This window comes from Acinetobacter sp. WCHAc010034, from assembly GCF_001696615.3.
In the GTDB taxonomy this organism is placed as follows: domain Bacteria; phylum Pseudomonadota; class Gammaproteobacteria; order Pseudomonadales; family Moraxellaceae; genus Acinetobacter.
Genome location: NZ_CP032279.1, coordinates 2,352,285 through 2,369,399, shown reverse-complemented (window position 1 = coordinate 2,369,399; position 17,115 = coordinate 2,352,285). Strand labels below are relative to the sequence as shown.

Sequence of the window (17,115 nt, the reverse complement as noted above, 5' to 3'; positions counted from 1 at the left end):
GCAGCTTTGCCCAAGTTTTGCAAGAATGAAGCCAACTTTAGGCCGGCACTGAGGTTTTTAAACAAATTCAACATTCTGTAGCGCAAAGCGTAGCGATCTCTTAAGCTTGGCTGATGCATCCACCCCATTTTAGAGCCGCGCCGTGAACAAGAAGCCTCAAACCGCCCTGATCCATGCACCAAGAAAAGCCCCGCAGTACATTTCCACCGTACAGCCTCCCCTATTTCGCGCATCGACGATTATTTTTAACAATACCGATGCCCTGTTTAACCGCAGCTGGGGCGATGATTATGACTACAGCTACGGCACGCACGGCACACCGACCACTTTCACTCTGGGCGACAATATCGCGCAGATTGAAGGCGGCGCATACTGCCTGCTGGCGCCGAGCGGCCTGTCGGCGATTAATCTGGTGAACTGCTGCTTTCTGGCGCAGGGCGATGAAGTCTGGGTTGCCGACAATATTTACGGCCCGAATATGGAGCATCTGCGCAATCTGCAGGCGCGCTGCGGCATAGAAGTTAAGGTTTACAATCCGCTGGATGCGGAAACTTTTCAGCCCACGGAAAAAGCCAAACTGATCTGGCTGGAAGCTGCAGGTTCCGTGACTTTAGAATTTCCAGACTTAACAGGCTTGGTTAAAAAGGCCAAAGCACACAGCATCCTGACCGCTCTGGACAACACCTGGGGCGCAGGGCTGGCCTTCAATGCCTTTGATTTCGGCGCTGAGCATTTAAGCGTCGACATGACCGTGCATGCGCTGACCAAATACCCCAGCGGCGGCGGCGACATGCTGATGGGTTCGGTGGTGACCCGCGATAAAAGCCTGCACCGCCAGCTGTTCCGCATGCATGCCATTCAGGGCATCTCAATTTCCGGCGATGACGCAGCCCAAGTCCAGCGCAGCCTGGCCTCGATGCAGCTGCGCTATGAGCATCAGTCGCAAAGCGCTTTAAGCTTGATGAACTGGCTGAAGCAGCAGCCTGAATTTGCTCAGGTGCTGCATCCGGCCGACCCGGAATCGGCAGGCCATGCCTACTGGAAGGAAGTCTGCCGGGACGGGCACAGCGCTGGCCTGGTCAGCGTGATCTTCAAGCCTGAATACGCTATGCAGGATATCCGCGCTTTCTGCGATGCCCTGTCCTTATTTAAGCTCGGCTTCAGCTGGGGCGGGCCGCTCAGCCTGGTGATGCTGTATGACTTGAAAACCATGCGCGCGCTGCAGCATACACATTTACAACAAGGTTTGCTGGTGCGCTTCTGCATAGGGCTGGAACATCCGCAGGATTTAATCCAAGATATAGAAAATGCGCTAAAACAACTGAAAAGGCCGCAAATCGAATAACTTAAAATAGAACCGGGAATAGGGCTGGCTATGGGCACACCGATCATCATTGCGAAAAAAACCGCCGATCCGCAGCAGGATATTGCGCTGCATTCACAATTCGCCAACCGCCACGGCCTGATTGCCGGCGCAACCGGAACCGGCAAGACGGTGACGCTTAAGGTGCTGGCGGAAAGCTTTTCGCGCATAGGCGTGCCGGTTTTTCTGGCCGACGCCAAAGGCGATGTGTCCAGCCTGGCCAAAGCCGGCGCCGCCAGCCCAAAGTTTGATGAACGGCTTAAAAGCCTGAATATTGACTCTATTCCTTTTGAAGCCTCTCCAGTGCTGTTCTGGGATTTATTCGGCGCGCAGGGCCACCCGATCCGCACCACCGTTTCCGAAATCGGCCCGCTGCTGCTGGCGCAGATGCTGAACCTGAATGACACGCAGGAAGGCGTGCTGGCGGCCGTGTTCCGCATTGCCGATGATCAGGGCCTGCTGCTGATTGATTTTAAAGACTTAAAGGCCATGCTGAGCTATGTCAGCGAACATGCTGCCGAGTTTAAAGCCGAATACGGCAACCTCTCGCCTGCCAGCCTGGGCGCCATTCAGCGCAACCTGCTGGCGCTGGCGGATCAGGGCGGCGATCAGTTCTTTGGCGAACCCAGCCTGAATATTCTGGACTTCATTCAAACCGACAGCAATGGCCACGGCTATATCAATATATTAGCCGCAGACCAGCTGATAAATACGCCGAAGCTCTACGCCACCTTCCTGCTGTGGATGCTCTCCGAGCTGTTCGAGCAGCTGCCTGAGGCCGGCGACATGGACAAGCCGAAACTGGTGTTCTTTTTTGATGAAGCGCACCTGCTGTTTGACAATGCCAGCGCGGCGCTGCAGGAAAAAATTGAACAGGTAGTGCGCCTGATCCGCTCCAAAGGCGTCGGCATTTATTTTGTCACTCAAAACCCGCTGGACTTGCCGGAAAGCGTCTTAGGCCAGCTGGGCAACCGCGTGCAGCATGCGCTGCGCGCATTTACCCCGAAAGACCAGAAAGCAGTCAAAACCGCAGCCGATACTTTCCGCGCCAATCCGGAATTTAAAGCCGATCAGGCGATTACCGAATTGGGAGTGGGCGAAGCGCTGATCAGCTGCCTGGATGAGCAAGGCACGCCGCAGATTGTAGAGCGCGGCTGGGTCATGCCGCCGCATTCCTCCTTCAACCCTATCAGCCTGGAGGAGCGTAAAGCCCTGATGGCGCAAAGCATCGCCGCCGGCGTGTATGAACAGCCCTTAGACCGCGAAAGCGCCTTTGAGCTGCTGCAGCGGAAAGTCGCCGGACGCCAGCAGCAGGCTGCGCAAGCCGAACAGGAAAAAGCCCTGGCCAAAGAACAGGAAGCGCAGGCAAAGCAGCAGGCGCGTGAACAGGAACGCCTGGCACGCGAGCAGCAGAAAGAAGCTGAACGCGCCGCCAGGCAGCGCGGAAAGCTGCTTCAGGATACGGTCGGCACTTTCGCCAAGAGCGCTGCCCGCAGCCTGGGCGGCAGCGCGGGGCAGAAAATTGTCCGCGGCCTGCTGGGTTCGCTGTTCGGCGGAAAATAATCTAAAGATTCAATTAAAAGCAGCAAAATTATGGGATATTTTTATATCCCATAATTTTTTTAGGGTTTTGTTTATAAGATGTATTGCCAACGCATTATTAAAGATGTATTTTAAATACATCTTATAAATAACCGCCATGAGAGATCAGCTATGACTCCGCAGCAAATTGACCTTGTAAAAGCTACTGTTCCTGTACTCCGCGAAAATGGTGTGGCATTGACCGGCTATTTCTATAACCGCATGCTCGGCAACAACCCAGAGCTGAAAGAAACCTTCAACATGGGCCATCAGCGCAGCGGCGCTCAAGCGCAGGCCCTTGCCGGCGCGGTCTTGGCCTATGCAGAAAACATTGAAGATCCGTCTGTACTGCTGCCGGTTGTTGAGCTGATCGCCCATAAACATGTCAGCCTGAATATTCAGGCGCCGGATTACAATATTGTCGGCGAAAACCTGCTGCACTCCATCAGCGAAGTCTTGAGCATCCCGATGGAAGATCCGCTGATTGCAGCCTGGGCTGCGGCTTACAGCCAGCTGGCTGACCTTTTCATCAGCACTGAAAAAGCCATTTATGAGCAGCATCAGCAGGCCAAGGGCAGCTGGCTGGGCTGGCGCAATTTTAAAATCGCCAAAAAAGTGGTTGAAAGCGAAGAAATCACCTCTTTCTACCTTGCGCCTGTAGACGGCGGCGACCTGCCGAAATACGAAGCGGGCCAGTATATTTCAGTGCGCGTATTTGTCGATGAGCTGGGCTTAAAGCAGCCGCGCCAGTACACGCTGTCCAACAGCCCGCAGGCTGACTATCTGCGCATTTCAGTCAAGCGTGAAGATGAAAAAGGCGATTTGGCCGGCGGCTGGGTATCCAACACCCTGCATGGCTTGGCTGAAGGTGCAGAAATTGAAGTGTCCGCACCGACAGGCAATTTCTACCTGATTGACAGCAGCAAGCGCAACGTATTCATCAGCGGCGGCGTAGGCCTGACTCCGATGATCGCCATGCTGAATCAGCTGGTGACGCTGGACATGCCGCAGCCGGTAACATTCATCCATGCCTGCCGCAGCAAGCAAGTGCATGCCATGAAGCAGCATATTCATGACCTGAAAGCGAAATATCCGCGCCTCAGCACATTCACCGCCTATGAATTCCCGCATGCTGGCGATGCCCTGAATGAAGACTATGACGCGGCTGGCCGCCTGGACTTAAGCACCATGGACAGCGCCCTGCTGCCGGCGAAAGCGGACTACTACCTCTGCGGCCCGATGCCATTTATGGCGGAACAGCAGAAAGCCCTGATTGCCCGCGGCATTCCTGCCGAAAGCATTCACAGCGAAGCGTTTGGCACAGGCGGCGTGCACCACTAAAACCCAAGCGTTCAGCATGAGATGTGAGGCTGGTCTGGTTATGCTAGACTAGCCTTTATTCATTCAACTTCTGAAAATATCTGTGCAGGCATGCAATTAAATAAATTCACCGATTACGCCCTCCGTATTTTAATGTACATCTCCCAGCCCCGGGATATGCCGTATACGGTTGCGGAAATTGCGCAGGATCTGCATGTGTCGCAAAACCATTTGGTTAAAATTGTGCACTTTATGGGCAAGCAGAACTGGCTGATCACCACCCGCGGCAAAGGCGGCGGCATCCGGCTGAATCCGGAAGCGCTGCAGCTGAGGCTGGGGCAGGCGGTGCGCATCCTGCAGCGGGAAACGCCGATTGTGGAATGCAATACCCCGCCCTGCGTGCTCCGCAGCAATTGCGGGCTGAAAGGCATTCTGGATCATGCGCTGGAGCAGTTTTACCAAAGCCTGGATCAATACACCCTCGCCGATGTGCTCAGCGCGCCGGCTGCATCCAAATACAGCACGCATTCGCCGATTCAGCTGATTAACCTCTAGCTTCCGCAGCTTTGGCGCTGCAAAGTTCGCTTGCCCGCGCGACTTCCTTTATAATGCCTGCTTGATAGGTTTTGAATGAAGTTCAGATATGCACCAGAGCAGAGGAAAGTCCAAAAACAGTAAAACAGCCAATGGGCCGAAGCAAAAGATCAGCTATGAAAAGCAAGTTGATCCTGCCATTACTGAATACTCTGTTCGCGCATTGAATTGGCTGCGCAAAGCGGAATTCTTAATGAGTGCGCCTAAACTGAATTTATGCGTGGAAGACAGCGGCTACGAAATCGCTTTTGCCGGCCGCTCCAATGCCGGCAAGTCCAGCGCAATCAACGCCCTGACCAACCAGAAGCAGCTGGCGCGCGCATCGAAAAAGCCCGGCCGCACCCAAATGATCAACTTTTTCAGCCTGGGCAATCCTGATCAGCGCCTGGTCGACTTGCCGGGCTACGGCTACGCCGCCGTGCCGGAAGCGATGAAAATTGTCTGGCAGAAAGAGCTGGAAAATTACCTGATTCACCGCCAGAGCCTGCAGGGCCTGGTGCTGCTGATGGACATCCGCCATCCGCTGCAGCATTTTGACGTGATGATGCTGGAATGGGCTTACTCGCGCAAGCTGTTCGTGCATGTGCTGCTGACCAAGTCGGACAAGCTGAACCGCGGCCCGGCGTCCAAGGCTCTGCAGGAAGTCAAAGCGCAATTGAAAAAGATGAAGCTGGATTTCTCCATTCAGCTGTTCTCTTCACTGAACAAGCAGGGCTTGGAAGAGCTGGCCAGCGTGATGGGCGGACGCCTGAACTTCACGCTGGAACAGGCCAGCGAGTTTGACCTGAACAGCATTCCGGAAGCTGAAGCGGATGACGCTGAAGCCGGCTTTGAGGAAGAAGCTGATTTTGAAGGTGCTGCGCCTGCAGACGCTGAAAATGAAGCGCCAGCCGCCCCTAAAGAATAATGCCCCGCTTTACTGCCTGACAAAGAATTTCATTTTTTGACAGCGGAATGTCCTGAATTGCTAAACACAGTTCAGGATTTTTTTTCCATACTGAATCCGGTAAAGCAGATGCGCTGCGCGCAAAAACAGCAAGGACAGTATGATGAAGCTTTTCTCCCGCCTTAGAAACCCGAACGCCGGCTCGTCCATCGGCTACCGGATTCAGCCGCGCAAAGTCAAATTTGAATGGCGCGATACGCCTGTGGACTGGGTGCCGCAGCAGCCCTTTGTCAGCTATTTCATCAATGAAATTAATATGATTTTGCCTGCGGGCTAGTTCTGGTTCTGCCGCCTGTACAACAAGGTGCTGCCGCAGATCCGGGATGAAAAGCTGAAAGCGGATGTGCAGGCCTTTATCCGCCAGGAAGCCATGCATGCGCAGGCGCATCATTCGGCCAATACCGAATATCTGGCTGCGCGCAATATCGATATTCAGCGCAATTTAGCCGTGATGGATTTCCTGTTCGGCAAGCTTCTGGCCGATGAGCCGCTGGGCCTGAAAGTGCCGCAGCCGCTGCTGCATCAGTGGGATCTATTCCGTCTGGGAATTATTGCCACCGTGGAGCATATGACCTGCGTGCTGGGCAAATACGCGCTGTACAACACCGGATGGGAAAGGCTGGGAGCGGACGCCGCCATGCTGGACCTGATTAAATGGCACGGCGCGGAAGAAATTGAGCACCGCACCGTGGCCTTTGACCTGTACCGCCATTTAGGCGGCGGCTACATTGCCCGCTATTACCTGAGTGTCGCGGTGATTGCCGCCGTACTCGGCCTTTGGGTTGACGGCGCCGCGCATATCATGCAGCAGGATCCGCGCTTTAAATCCATCCGTCCGGCAGTCTATAAGCCGTGGATCTGGCGGGAATGGCGCCGCACCGCTCAGGCGGACAATCAGCTGATGCCCAGCCCGTTCTGGCTGGTGTCGCAGCAGCTGGGCTATTTAATGCCGTGGTATGACCCGGTGCATGAAGCCAAAACCGAAGATGCCGTCGCCTATCTCAATCAGTCCCCTGCCGCCAAGCGGGCCGCCCTGAAAATCGCTTAAGTCAAAAGCCAGCCATGCCGGCATGCCCGCTTCAGCTGGATGAAGCCGGCGCACCGGCATCCTGTGTATGGCGGTCGACCACCACGCTGATCATCATATCGCCTTGCACATTCACTACGGTGCGCACGGTGTCCAGCAGCCGGTCAATCGGCAGCAGAATCGCAATGGCTTCGGCCGGCAGGCCCACCGACTGCAGCACCATGATCATCGTCACCATGCCTGCGCTGGGAATGCCCGGCGCGCCCAGTGAAGCGATCATTGCTGTGGCGCAGACCACCAGCTGCTGGCCCAGGGTTAAATCCAGCCCCATCAGATTGGCAATAAACAGCGCCGCCGCCGCCTCGTATAAAGCCGTGCCGTCCATATTCAGCTGCGTGCCCAATGGAATTACAAAACCCGCGGTCTGCGGGCGCACGCCTAAATTTTCCTGCGCGCATTTCATCGACAGCGGCATGGCCGCCGAACTGGAACTGGTGGCGAATGCGGTAATCAGGGCCGCCCGCGCGCCTTTAAAAAAGGTCACAGGATTCATCTTGCCAAAAATCCACAGCAGCAGCGGCAGCACCACCGCGCCATGAAAAATTGTAGTGCCGGTGACCACAGCAGCAAATTCCGCCAGGCGGCTCAGCACCGAAATATCTTCGGTCGAAATCAGCTTGGCCAGCAGCGCAAAAATGCCCAGCGGCGCCAGCTTCATCACCCAGCCGATCATCAGCATCATAATGTCAAAAAACTGCTGGCTGAGCTTGCGCACGCTGCGGAACTTGTCGCCGCCTTTCACCAGCGCAGCGCCAATAAATAAGGCGAACACCACCACCGCCAGCACATTACCCTCGGCAAAAGCCTTAAAGGGATTGATCAGGGTGTTTTGAATGAAATTGCTAAAGAAAGATGCCGGCGTTAAGGTGTCCGGAGTCTGGTGCTGATTCATGGCGTCCTGAAACATCATGATATCCACGCCTTTGCCGACCTGAAAAATATGCGCGCAGGCCAGGCCTAAAATCAGCGCCAGCGTGGTGGTGGTCACGCAGCAGGCCAAGGTAATTTTCCACACCCGGCTGAGCTGCCCGCCCGCCTGCAGGTTGGAGACCCCGACCACAATTGAACTGAAAATCAGGGGAATCAGCAGCATTTTCAGCAGGCCGATGAACACGCTGCCGGCAATACCCAAGCCGTACAGGCTGAATTCAAAAAACTGCGTCTGCGGGAACTGGTTCAGCAAAAAACCAAAGGCGGCGCCTAAAATGGCAGCCAATAAAATCTGTGTATTCAAGCTCATTGCTTTGCGCTTTTATGTTCTGTCCTGCAGGCACTATGCCATGCCGGATAAGCAGAATCGAGGATTTTTTTGCCGCAGCCTGATGGCGGAAAGCCATTAAAAAATACCCTGTTCAGACCTAATGCGCTCAGCGCAGGCCGCGCTGGAAAATCATTTGGGCGGCTTCTTCATTTGCCGGCGCGCCATTTAAGCTTGCGCCATTTACAGTTAAGCCGCAGACTGACGCAAAGACTGCATTTTGCGCTGAGCTGAGCGCGATGACCCGATGAACGGCGTCTGCCCAGTCCTTAAACTGCCCGCCATTGGCGCGTTCCTGAACAATGCTTTCAGCTGCATCTTGTTGAATGCTGCACACTTCAGCCAGCTCAGCAGCCGATGCCTGATTGATCTCAACCAAATGCAATTCATATCTTAAAGCCCGTTTGGCTTCCTGCTCTGCCTTGCGCCGCGCCTCTCTTTGCGCCATCTCTTGATTCAGCTGCGCAATGCGGGCTTGATCCTCAGCTTTGCTTTTTGCAATGGCTTCAGGCGTATGAGCAGCCTGCCAGCGCGCTTCAGCTTCCTGCATTGCGGCATAAGATGCCTTATCTATGCATTGATACTGCTCATTAATGACGTAGCCGTCTTCACGGGCGCGCATCCGGTCACTTTTCTTCAGCGGTTTGCCATGACAGGCGGCCTGATATTCCGGCGTTTCCGCAATATCAGCACAGCCGGCAAGACTCAGGCATAAACCGGCAGCCAGCATAAACATGGAGCGGTGCTGAAATTTCCGTTCATTTGAATTGAAAAGCACAGCATCCCCCATATTTTTTATTATTTTTGATGTTAATTTTTTGATGTTGAAACAGCATGCTGATTATTGCGTTTCAATCTCGCGCAGGCGGATTAAGCCTTCCTGCGTGGTGCTGCAGACCAGCTCGCCGTTTTGCCACATCCGGCCAAAATTCAGGCCGCGCGAACTGGCGCTGACCGTTGCATCCATATCGTAGAGCATCCATTCATCTACACGGAACGGCTTATGGAAATACATGGCATGGTCTATGCTGGCGCATTGCAGGCTGGGCGACAAATAGCTGAGGCCATGCGGGCGCAGCGCCGTAGTCATTAAGGTAAAGTCTGAATAGAAGGCGGCAATGGCCTGATGCAGGGAGACCTCATCCACTTCGGGCGCAATCGCGTCATGCGTGCGCAGGTAATGCGCATAGGTCGGAGCTTCCGGCTGCGGCTGGTACGGATTGCTGGGGTTGATCGGGCGGATTTCCACATGGCGGTCGCGCATAAAGCTGGCGCGCACATTTTCTGGCACAAATTCCACCATCTGCTTTTTCAGCTCAGCCTCATTTTTCAGGCTTTGCGGCGCCGGATATTCAGGCTCCGAAATCTGGTAATTCAAGCCGTCTTCATAGCCGGCAAAAGACACCATTGCGGTGAAAATCGTCCGGCCATGCTGAATGGCGCGCACCTGGCGGCTGACAAAGCTTTTGCCGTCGCGCAGGCGGTCAACTTCATAGATAATCGGCGCATTGACATCGCCGCCGTATAAAAAATAGGCATGCAGGGAATGCGCAGGGCGGTCTGCCGTATAGGAGGCAGCCCTTAAGGCCTGCCCCAGCACTTGGCCGCCGAACACGCGCTTGCCCACCAGATTGCGGCTCTGCCCGCGGAAAAGATTTTCTTCCAGCTTTTCCAGGCTGAGCAGTTCAACAAGTTCTTGCGTTAAGGCATTCATAAGCAACCTATTCATATGTGGGATGGCGCCAGGCCAGGCAAAAGCCATCAGGCGTGCGAAATGCTTCTATATTGCCATAAATCCAGAGCAAAACCCTAGAGATTGGCTGACTGCCCTGTCACGCCGGATTTCGGCATAATCCGCTAAAAATACGTTTTTTAACGATAAAATCTTACACTTAGCGCGCAATTTGTCAGAAAATGGCATACTGCATTTCAGCGCAATTACGCAAAATAGCGGCCCGCCTCCGGCTTTCCGGGGCTTTGGCTGTTTAACGAGGAGTTTGTATGCCCAAAAGTGGTTTTGGTCAAATGTATAGAAAGCTTTCCAGCAAGCTGATTGACCTGGTTGTCACACCGCACGTTCTGGGAGAGGTTCCCGCCGAACCGGCGCCTGCCGCCCAGAGCGAAGACAGCACAAGCTCCCCGCAGAAAATTGTCTGCTATGTCCTGCTGAACCATTCGCGCAGCAATGCGCTGGTGGTGGACGGCGAAACCCGGCGCCTGAAGCTGCAGCCCGCGCTGAACCCGCTGGTGCTGGGGCAGCACAGCGAAAAAGCCTCGGTGCTGTTCCTGCAGCACCGCGACGAAAACAATCTGCTGAACCCGCCGCCGCACGCTTTTCCGCCGCGCCTGCTCCGCTTGATAGACGCTCTGGAGCAGCAGCCGGATTTGGATGTCGAGCTGATTCCCGTGACCCTGCTGTGGGGCCGCGATCCGGAAAAAGAAGATTCATGGCTGAAGCTGCTGTTTACCGATACCTGGTCTACGCCAAGCAAAGTCAAGCAGCTAGTGAATATCGGCCTGCATGGCCGCCAAACCTATATTGAGTTTCATCAGGGCCAGTCACTGCGCGCGCTGATTGATTACGCCAAAACCACGCATCCGAATTCATCGCCGGCGACATACATCATCAGCACGCTGAATGATTATCTGGATGCGCAGCGTGAAGTGGTGCTCGGCCCCGACCTGTCTGACCGCCGCAACGTCATGCATGGGCTGATTAAAGCGCCGGATGTTCAGGACAGCATCCGCCGCGAAAGCATCCGCAGCAAAATCAGCATGGTGGAAGCGGAACGCCGCGCAATCGGCTTTTTAAATGAAATTGTTTCCGACTATTCGCATTCGACGGTGCGCTTTGCCGATGTTGCGCTGACCCGCCTGTGGACGCAGCTGTATGACGGCGTTGAGGTGCATAACTTCAGCACCGTGCGCGAACTGGCCAAAGACTACGAAATTATCTATACCCCCTGCCACCGCAGCCACATTGACTACCTGCTGCTGTCGTATGTGATTTACAAGCGCGGCCTGATGGTGCCGTACATCGCCGCCGGCGACAACCTGAATATGCCGTTTGTGGGGCAGATTCTGCGCGGCGGCGGCGCCTTCTTCATCCGCCGCACCTTCCGCGGCAACGCCCTGTACACCACGGTGTTTAAAGAGTATCTGTACAGCATTCTGTCGCGCAACACGCCAATTGAATACTTCATTGAAGGCGGGCGCTCGCGCACCGGACGCCTGCTGCCGCCGAAAACCGGCATGCTGGCCATGACCGTGCACAGCCATCTGCGCGGCCGCGCCAAGCCGATTGTGTTCCTGCCGACTTATGTCGGCTATGAGCGCCTGATGGAAGGCGCAACCTATGTCGGCGAGATGAACGGCAAGCCGAAGGAAGGCGAATCGGTTCTGGGCATTCTGAAAACCTTGCGCAAAATTGAGCGCATTTTCGGCAAAGTGCATGTCAATTTCGGCGAACCTGTATTTCTGGATGACATGCTGAAGCAGCACGGCGCAGATCAAATCAAAGTCGAGAAAAATGACGCGCCGATTCCGCAGGAAGTGTCAGACGCCGTCAACAGTTCAGCGCATGCCATTCTGGAAAACATCAACCGCGCCGTGGTGATCAATCCGGTCTCGCTGCTGTCGCTGATTCTGCTGGCGACGGCAAAGCATACGCTGGATGAAGAAATCTGCATTAAGCAGCTGGACACCTACCGCAATCTGCTGACGGCTCTGCCGTATGATGAGCGCATGCAGGTGACGCCGCTGTCCGGCAAGGAAATCATCGCCTACGGCCTGAAACTGAAGCTGATTAAGCGCGTGAAGCATGTCTTAGGCGATATTATTGCGATTGAAGACGGCCAGGCGGTGCTGCTGACCTACTTCCGCAACAACATTGTGCATGCCTTCATTCTGCCGTCCCTGATTGCAGCCTTGGTTGAGCATAACGGCTCCATCCGCCGCGGCGATCTGATCAATGTCATCCGCACGCTGTATCCGTTCCTGAAAGCTGAACTGTTCTTAAAATGGCAGGATGAAGAGCTGAAAGACCGGATCTGCGCCTATGCGGAAGCGCTGATTCAGGCCAAGCTGATCTCGGAAGATGCCGAAGGCAACCTGATTTCCCCTGCGCCGAACAGCGAAGACCACAGCCAGCTGGCGGTGCTGGCTGCGCCTGTGATGCAGAGCCTTGAGCGCTACTACATGACGCTGGCGCTGATTACCCAGCGCGGTTCGGGCAATATTTCAACCCGCCAAGTGGAAGAGCTGAGCCATCTGGTCGGCCAGCGCCTGTCTGTGCTGTATGAGTTCAACTCGCCGGAATTCTTTGATAAGGCGCTGTTCCAGAGCTTTATTAAAGTGCTGACTGAGCAGGGCTATATCGGCAAAAATGAGGAAGGCGCTATCGTCTTTGATGACAGCTTTAAGAATGTCGCGCAGTACGCCAATCTGGTCTTGGATGATGTGACCCTGCAGATGCTGCAGCATATCACCGCCTTCAGCGATGAAGAGCTGAAAGACACGCTGGATAAAGTGGCTGCTGAACAGGCGAAGAAGCGCTTGAAGCGCAAGAAGAAGTAATTTCTTTCTTTTTAAAAGCATAGGCATCTGCAAAAAATGCAGGTGCCTATGCTGTGGATGAAGGAATAGGAATTAAAATTTATTTTGTATAACGCCTATTATATTGAATAAATAATTTAATTGATCTGCTAGGCATTCACATTCTACTCGGTTTTTGTGTTGCATATACTGTCCAAAGTCGTCTCTTTGGCTTTTATAACGCTTTCTTCTATTTTTGCCATCTTCTCTTGAATTCTTTTATCTTCTTGTTCGATCTCTTCTAAAATCGTATGTTTCATTGAGTTAAAGCTTTCTCTAAAATATTGATGCTGTTTCATAACAACTAAATTAAAACTTTTCTCTTCATTAAAGTCAGTTTCATTTTTTGCATCATTTTCAATGGCTTCTATATTTTTTAGTTCATCTAAGTTTGATTTCTCTAATTCATTAACTAATTCTACGTATTCTCTCATTACTTTTCGGCGGTTACAGTTTACTTCTTTCAATTTAAGTACATCTTTTACTTGTACTAGTTCATTATTTGCGTCTACTAATTCTTTTGCTTTATCTACTAGCCTTTCATCTAAGCTTATAGAATTATCTATTTCAGCTTGAATATTCATTGATATAAGGGTCATAGAAATAAATATTAGTTTTTTCATATTAAATATTATTTATAAGGATGTTAAAAAGGAATTTTATCTGAATAGCCATTGACGCTGTAACCATCTTTCAATTAGACAATATGGTTGATTATTAAGCATTTCCAAAATTAACATAATACAATTATGCAACATGATTGAAGTCTTCGCCTAAGCATCAATATTTTAAGCAAAGCCGTTCTAGGATTCAGCATATTTGAACGGCTTTCTCATTATTTTTCACAAAAACTGTCCATCTACCGGAACTCTCCCAACAACGCCAAATAATCATCAAAACAGTTTGGATGCTGCAATTCAAAGCCCATTGCCTGCATCCGCGAAGCATAAATTTTCTTGCCTGATGGCGCATCACTTTCCAGAACCAAAGCCGGCAGCGCCAACTGCTGCTGAAACCATTGAATGATTTCATGCAAAGGCAAAGGCTGGCTGTTGCTGCAAATATAAGTTTTTTCCGCCTGTTCCACGTGAAGCAAGTGGGCTAAAAATGCAGCCAGATCATCAATATGAATGCGGTTCGACCAATGCAGCTTCGGATAAGTTTTGCTTGTTTCTGCAAGCTTAACCATACGAGAGACCGATGTACCATAAATCCCTGCCGGCCTCACGATCACACACTGCGACGGATAAGCCTGCTGCCACGCTGCTTCCATGTTCAATAGCACCTGCCCTTGCGCATCGCTCGGCTGCGGAGCGGTTTCATCATCAACCCGCTCACCCGCATTTTCACCGTAAACACGAGTAGATGACACCACGATCACTTTTTTTACAGGATGATTTTTCAAGGCATGGACAGCCGGCGCAATCGAATCCACAAAAGTTTGCTGATAAGCTTCCACTGTGCTGCTCTCAGGCGACAGCAGCACATAAACCGCATCAATGGGCGCGACTTCAGACAGATCCAGCTGATGTATATCCTGGATCAGATGGGAAGCAAAACCGTCTGATTTCGGGCTTCGGCTGATTGTGGTAATTTGGTGGCCTTGCTGAAATAACTGTTTTGCAGCGCGCTGAGATGTTTTACCATAACCTATAAATAAAATATGCATTTAGCACCTGATCAAAGATGTACTGAGGGGAAATGGCTGCCGTCCACCAATTGCAAGGCGTAGGAAACGCTGCCGCTGCGCTGCTTGAAAAACTGAATATTTTCACCACCGACGATTTACTGTTTCATTTGCCACGCGACTATGAAGACCGCAGCACGATTATCGCAATGAACCAGCTGACCGCCGGGCGCAGCTATTTGCTGGAAGGCACGGTGAAAAGTGTGGACTTTCCGCCGGGAAAACGCAAATCCATGGCTGCGCTGCTGGAGGATGACTTTGGCAAAGTCACCCTGCGTTTTTACCATATCTACAAAGGCATTACTGACCGCGCCAAAATGGGCAGCCGCCTGCGGGCCTTTGGCGAAGTGAGGGTCGGCGCGCGCGGGCTGGAAATGTACCATCCCGAACTGCAGCTGATTACCGAACACACTCCGCTGCCGCAGACCCAGCTGACCGCAATTTACCCGGCAACCGATGGCCTGACCCAGCCCAAGCTGCGCGAATATGTCAGGCAGGCGCTGGAAAAGCATGCCGATGAACTGCCGGAACTGCTGCCGCGCCAGTTCAGCAATGGCTATGCGCTGCGCGATGCGCTGGATTATATTCACCATCCGCCGGTCAATGCCAATATGCTGCAGCTGGCGCAAGGCTCGCATCCGGCGCAGCAGCGCCTGATTTTTGAAGAGCTGGTGGCGCATCAGGTCAGCCTGCTGACGCGGCGCGCCTACATGCAGCAGATTGAAGCGCCGTCCTTCAGCCCAAGCCAGCGCTATGCCAAAGCGCTGCTGACCAGCCTGCCCTTTGCCATGACCGGCGCGCAAAAGCGCGTTTCCAAAGAAATCGCTGCCGACCTGAAGCAGAATAAGCCGATGCTGCGGCTGGTGCAGGGCGATGTCGGCGCAGGCAAAACCCTGGTCGCCGGCGTGGCGGCCTGCCATGCGCTGGAAGAAGGCTGGCAAGTCGCGCTGATGGCGCCGACTGAAATTTTAGCCGAGCAGCATTATCTGAATTTTAAAAAATGGTTTGAGCCGCTGGGCCTGACGGTGTCTTGGCTCTCCGGCAAGCAGAAAGGCAAAGCCCGCGAAGCCGCTGAGCAGATCATTAAAGACGGCACGGCCAATCTGGTGGTCGGCACGCATGCGCTGTTTCAGGACAATGTCGCATTCGCCAAACTCGGCCTGGTGATCATTGATGAACAGCACCGCTTCGGCGTCGATCAGCGCCTGGCGCTGCGCAACAAGGGCCTGAACGGCATGACCCCGCATCAGCTGGTGATGACCGCCACCCCAATTCCGCGCACGCTGGCGATGTCGGCCTACGGCGATTTGGACACCTCGGTGATTGATGAGCTGCCGCCCGGCCGCACCCCGGTTCAAACCGTCACCCTGCCGCTGGACCGCCGTGAACAGGTGCTGCAGCGCATCGCCGCCAACTGCGCCGAAGGCAAGCAAGCCTACTGGGTCTGCACCTTGGTAGAACAGTCTGAAACTCTGGATGCGCAGGCTGCGGAAGCCACGTTTAGCGAAATAAAACAGCGCTTTCCTGAGCTGAACATTGGCTTGGTGCACGGCAAAATGAAAGCCGATGAAAAGCAGGCGGTGATGCAGCGCTTTAAAAGCAATGAGCTGCAGCTGCTGATTGCCACCACGGTGATTGAAGTCGGCGTAGATGTGCCGAATGCCTCAATTATGGTGATTGAAAATGCCGAGCGCCTTGGGCTGTCGCAGCTGCATCAACTGCGCGGGCGGGTCGGGCGCGGCGCAGCAGCCAGCTTCTGCGCGCTGCTGTATAAAAGCCCACTGTCGCAAAATGGCCAGGAGCGCCTGCGCATCATGCGCGAAACCAACGACGGCTTTATGATTGCCGAAAAAGATCTGGAGCTGCGCGGGCCGGGAGAGCTGTTAGGCACCAAGCAAACCGGCGATATCGGTTTCCGTGTGGCGAAGCTGGAACGCGATGATCACCTGCTGAATCAGGCGCACTACGCCGCCCAGCAGATCCTGAAAGACTATCCGCAGAATGCCGAAGCCCTGCTGAAGCGCTGGCTGCCGGAGGCGCCGCGCTATGCCTATGTTTAGCCGCATTCTGCAGCAGGCCAAGGGCTTAATCCAGTCCCTGCAGCCCTGCCAGTTGTGCCATGCTGATACCCAGCACCGGCATAATGTCTGCGCAGACTGCTGGAACAGCCTGCCTTGGCTGAAAAGCCCTGTCTTGCGTCAGGAAATGCAAGTCTTGGCCGCCTGCCAGTATGCCTACCCTCTCGACCGGATCATTCAGCAGTTCAAATATGAACAGCAGCTGCAGTACCGGCCGCTGCTGTCCGGCCTGCTGAAAAATCTGCGCTATCCGAAAGTGCATGCCATTGTCCCCATGCCGGTCTCACTGGAAAGGCTGAACCAGCGCGGCTATAACCAGTCGCTGCTGCTGGCCAAAGATTTGGCGCAGCATCTGCAGCTTCCCGTGTGGCAGCCGGTGCAGCGCCTAAAGCAGCATGCGCAGAAAGGCCTCAGCCGGCTGGAACGGCTAGAAGGCATTCAGCAGCAGTTCATTATTGCTGCCCAGCCTAAGGCGCATTACCGGAAAGTGCTGATTGTCGATGATGTAGTCACTACCGGCAGCTCCCTCCATGCCTTAAAGCAGAGTCTGGAACAGCTCGGCTGCCGGCAGATTCATGCCGTGTGCTTAGCTGCTGCGGAATAAAAGC

The 17,115-nt window shown here is 53.7% G+C and carries 13 protein-coding genes and 1 pseudogene; 9 read left to right on the top strand and 5 right to left on the bottom strand.

The window, feature by feature from the left end; genetic code table 11:
* Positions 1 to 142 precede the first annotated feature (142 nt).
* The 6 genes and pseudogenes from BEN74_RS12895 to BEN74_RS12870 all read left to right on the top strand — a co-directional run bounded on the left by BEN74_RS12895 (position 143) and on the right by BEN74_RS12870 (position 6,852).
* Entirely contained in the window at positions 143 to 1,345 is a 1,203-nt protein-coding gene (locus BEN74_RS12895) for a PLP-dependent transferase (protein WP_068909591.1), read from the top strand.
* Positions 1,346 to 1,375: 30 nt separating this feature from the next.
* Complete coding sequence (locus BEN74_RS12890) at positions 1,376 to 2,926, top strand: helicase HerA-like domain-containing protein (RefSeq protein WP_068909593.1); 1,551 nt, start codon at positions 1,376 to 1,378, stop codon at positions 2,924 to 2,926.
* 150 nt (positions 2,927 to 3,076) lie between these two features.
* A complete protein-coding gene (hmpA, locus tag BEN74_RS12885; protein WP_068909595.1) occupies positions 3,077 to 4,285 on the top strand; it encodes an NO-inducible flavohemoprotein in 1,209 nt (402 codons plus the stop codon).
* A gap of 90 nt (positions 4,286 to 4,375) precedes the next feature.
* Positions 4,376 to 4,819, top strand: a complete 444-nt coding sequence (locus BEN74_RS12880) for an RrF2 family transcriptional regulator (RefSeq protein ID WP_068909597.1) — start codon at positions 4,376 to 4,378, stop codon at positions 4,817 to 4,819.
* Between the two features lie 88 nt (positions 4,820 to 4,907).
* Positions 4,908 to 5,765 carry a ribosome biogenesis GTP-binding protein YihA/YsxC gene (gene yihA / locus BEN74_RS12875; RefSeq protein WP_068909599.1) on the top strand — a complete coding sequence of 286 codons (858 nt, stop codon included), beginning with the start codon at positions 4,908 to 4,910 and terminating at the stop codon, positions 5,763 to 5,765.
* A gap of 142 nt (positions 5,766 to 5,907) precedes the next feature.
* Positions 5,908 to 6,852 (top strand): annotated as a pseudogene (locus BEN74_RS12870) (metal-dependent hydrolase).
* Between the two features lie 31 nt (positions 6,853 to 6,883).
* Here the strand turns inward: BEN74_RS12870 and BEN74_RS12865 are convergent.
* From BEN74_RS12865 to BEN74_RS12855, 3 genes are all read right to left on the bottom strand, one after another.
* Complete coding sequence (locus BEN74_RS12865; protein WP_068909601.1) at positions 6,884 to 8,131, bottom strand: dicarboxylate/amino acid:cation symporter; 1,248 nt, start codon at positions 8,129 to 8,131, stop codon at positions 6,884 to 6,886.
* A 127-nt stretch (positions 8,132 to 8,258) separates the two neighbouring features.
* Positions 8,259 to 8,927 (bottom strand): helix-hairpin-helix domain-containing protein, encoded by a 669-nt coding sequence (locus tag BEN74_RS12860; RefSeq protein ID WP_228200355.1) that lies wholly within the window; start codon positions 8,925 to 8,927, stop codon positions 8,259 to 8,261.
* Positions 8,928 to 8,990: 63 nt separating this feature from the next.
* Positions 8,991 to 9,863, bottom strand: coding sequence for an acyl-CoA thioesterase (locus tag BEN74_RS12855; RefSeq protein WP_068909923.1), 873 nt, complete (start codon positions 9,861 to 9,863; stop codon positions 8,991 to 8,993).
* Between the two features lie 287 nt (positions 9,864 to 10,150).
* On the opposite strand from BEN74_RS12855, the gene plsB reads away from it, so the two are divergent.
* Positions 10,151 to 12,724, top strand: coding sequence for a glycerol-3-phosphate 1-O-acyltransferase PlsB (plsB, locus tag BEN74_RS12850; RefSeq protein ID WP_068909606.1), 2,574 nt, complete (start codon positions 10,151 to 10,153; stop codon positions 12,722 to 12,724).
* Positions 12,725 to 12,867: 143 nt separating this feature from the next.
* Here the strand turns inward: plsB and BEN74_RS12845 are convergent, their stop codons facing one another.
* Positions 12,868 to 13,326: a hypothetical protein gene (locus BEN74_RS12845; protein WP_162898189.1), complete on the bottom strand. Its 459-nt coding sequence runs from the start codon at positions 13,324 to 13,326 to the stop codon at positions 12,868 to 12,870.
* Positions 13,327 to 13,601: 275 nt separating this feature from the next.
* Positions 13,602 to 14,411: an NAD-dependent epimerase/dehydratase family protein gene (locus tag BEN74_RS12840; RefSeq protein WP_068909610.1), complete on the bottom strand. Its 810-nt coding sequence runs from the start codon at positions 14,409 to 14,411 to the stop codon at positions 13,602 to 13,604.
* Between the two features lie 32 nt (positions 14,412 to 14,443).
* On the opposite strand from BEN74_RS12840, the gene recG reads away from it, so the two are divergent.
* Together recG and BEN74_RS12830 are read left to right on the top strand one after the other, a co-directional pair.
* Positions 14,444 to 16,489 carry an ATP-dependent DNA helicase RecG gene (gene recG, locus BEN74_RS12835; RefSeq protein WP_068909612.1) on the top strand — a complete coding sequence of 682 codons (2,046 nt, stop codon included), beginning with the start codon at positions 14,444 to 14,446 and terminating at the stop codon, positions 16,487 to 16,489.
* The gene (locus tag BEN74_RS12830; RefSeq protein WP_068909615.1) at positions 16,476 to 17,111 is read left to right on the top strand and encodes a ComF family protein; all 636 of its coding nucleotides are present in this window, start codon (positions 16,476 to 16,478) and stop codon (positions 17,109 to 17,111) included. The genes recG and BEN74_RS12830 overlap by 14 nt, the downstream gene beginning before the upstream one ends.
* The last annotated feature ends 4 nt before the right edge of the window (positions 17,112 to 17,115 follow it).

Coding starts and splice junctions, on each gene's coding strand:
- BEN74_RS12890 (WP_068909593.1), top strand. CDS start 1,376: ATGGGCACACCGATCATCATTGCGAAAAAAACCGCCGATCCGCAGCAG.
- hmpA (WP_068909595.1), top strand. CDS start 3,077: ATGACTCCGCAGCAAATTGACCTTGTAAAAGCTACTGTTCCTGTACTC.
- BEN74_RS12880 (WP_068909597.1), top strand. CDS start 4,376: ATGCAATTAAATAAATTCACCGATTACGCCCTCCGTATTTTAATGTAC.
- yihA (WP_068909599.1), top strand. CDS start 4,908: ATGCACCAGAGCAGAGGAAAGTCCAAAAACAGTAAAACAGCCAATGGG.
- BEN74_RS12865 (WP_068909601.1), bottom strand. CDS start 8,131: ATGAGCTTGAATACACAGATTTTATTGGCTGCCATTTTAGGCGCCGCC.
- BEN74_RS12855 (WP_068909923.1), bottom strand. CDS start 9,863: ATGAATGCCTTAACGCAAGAACTTGTTGAACTGCTCAGCCTGGAAAAG.
- plsB (WP_068909606.1), top strand. CDS start 10,151: ATGCCCAAAAGTGGTTTTGGTCAAATGTATAGAAAGCTTTCCAGCAAG.
- BEN74_RS12845 (WP_162898189.1), bottom strand. CDS start 13,326: ATGAATATTCAAGCTGAAATAGATAATTCTATAAGCTTAGATGAAAGG.
- BEN74_RS12840 (WP_068909610.1), bottom strand. CDS start 14,411: ATGCATATTTTATTTATAGGTTATGGTAAAACATCTCAGCGCGCTGCA.
- recG (WP_068909612.1), top strand. CDS start 14,444: ATGGCTGCCGTCCACCAATTGCAAGGCGTAGGAAACGCTGCCGCTGCG.
- BEN74_RS12830 (WP_068909615.1), top strand. CDS start 16,476: ATGCCTATGTTTAGCCGCATTCTGCAGCAGGCCAAGGGCTTAATCCAG.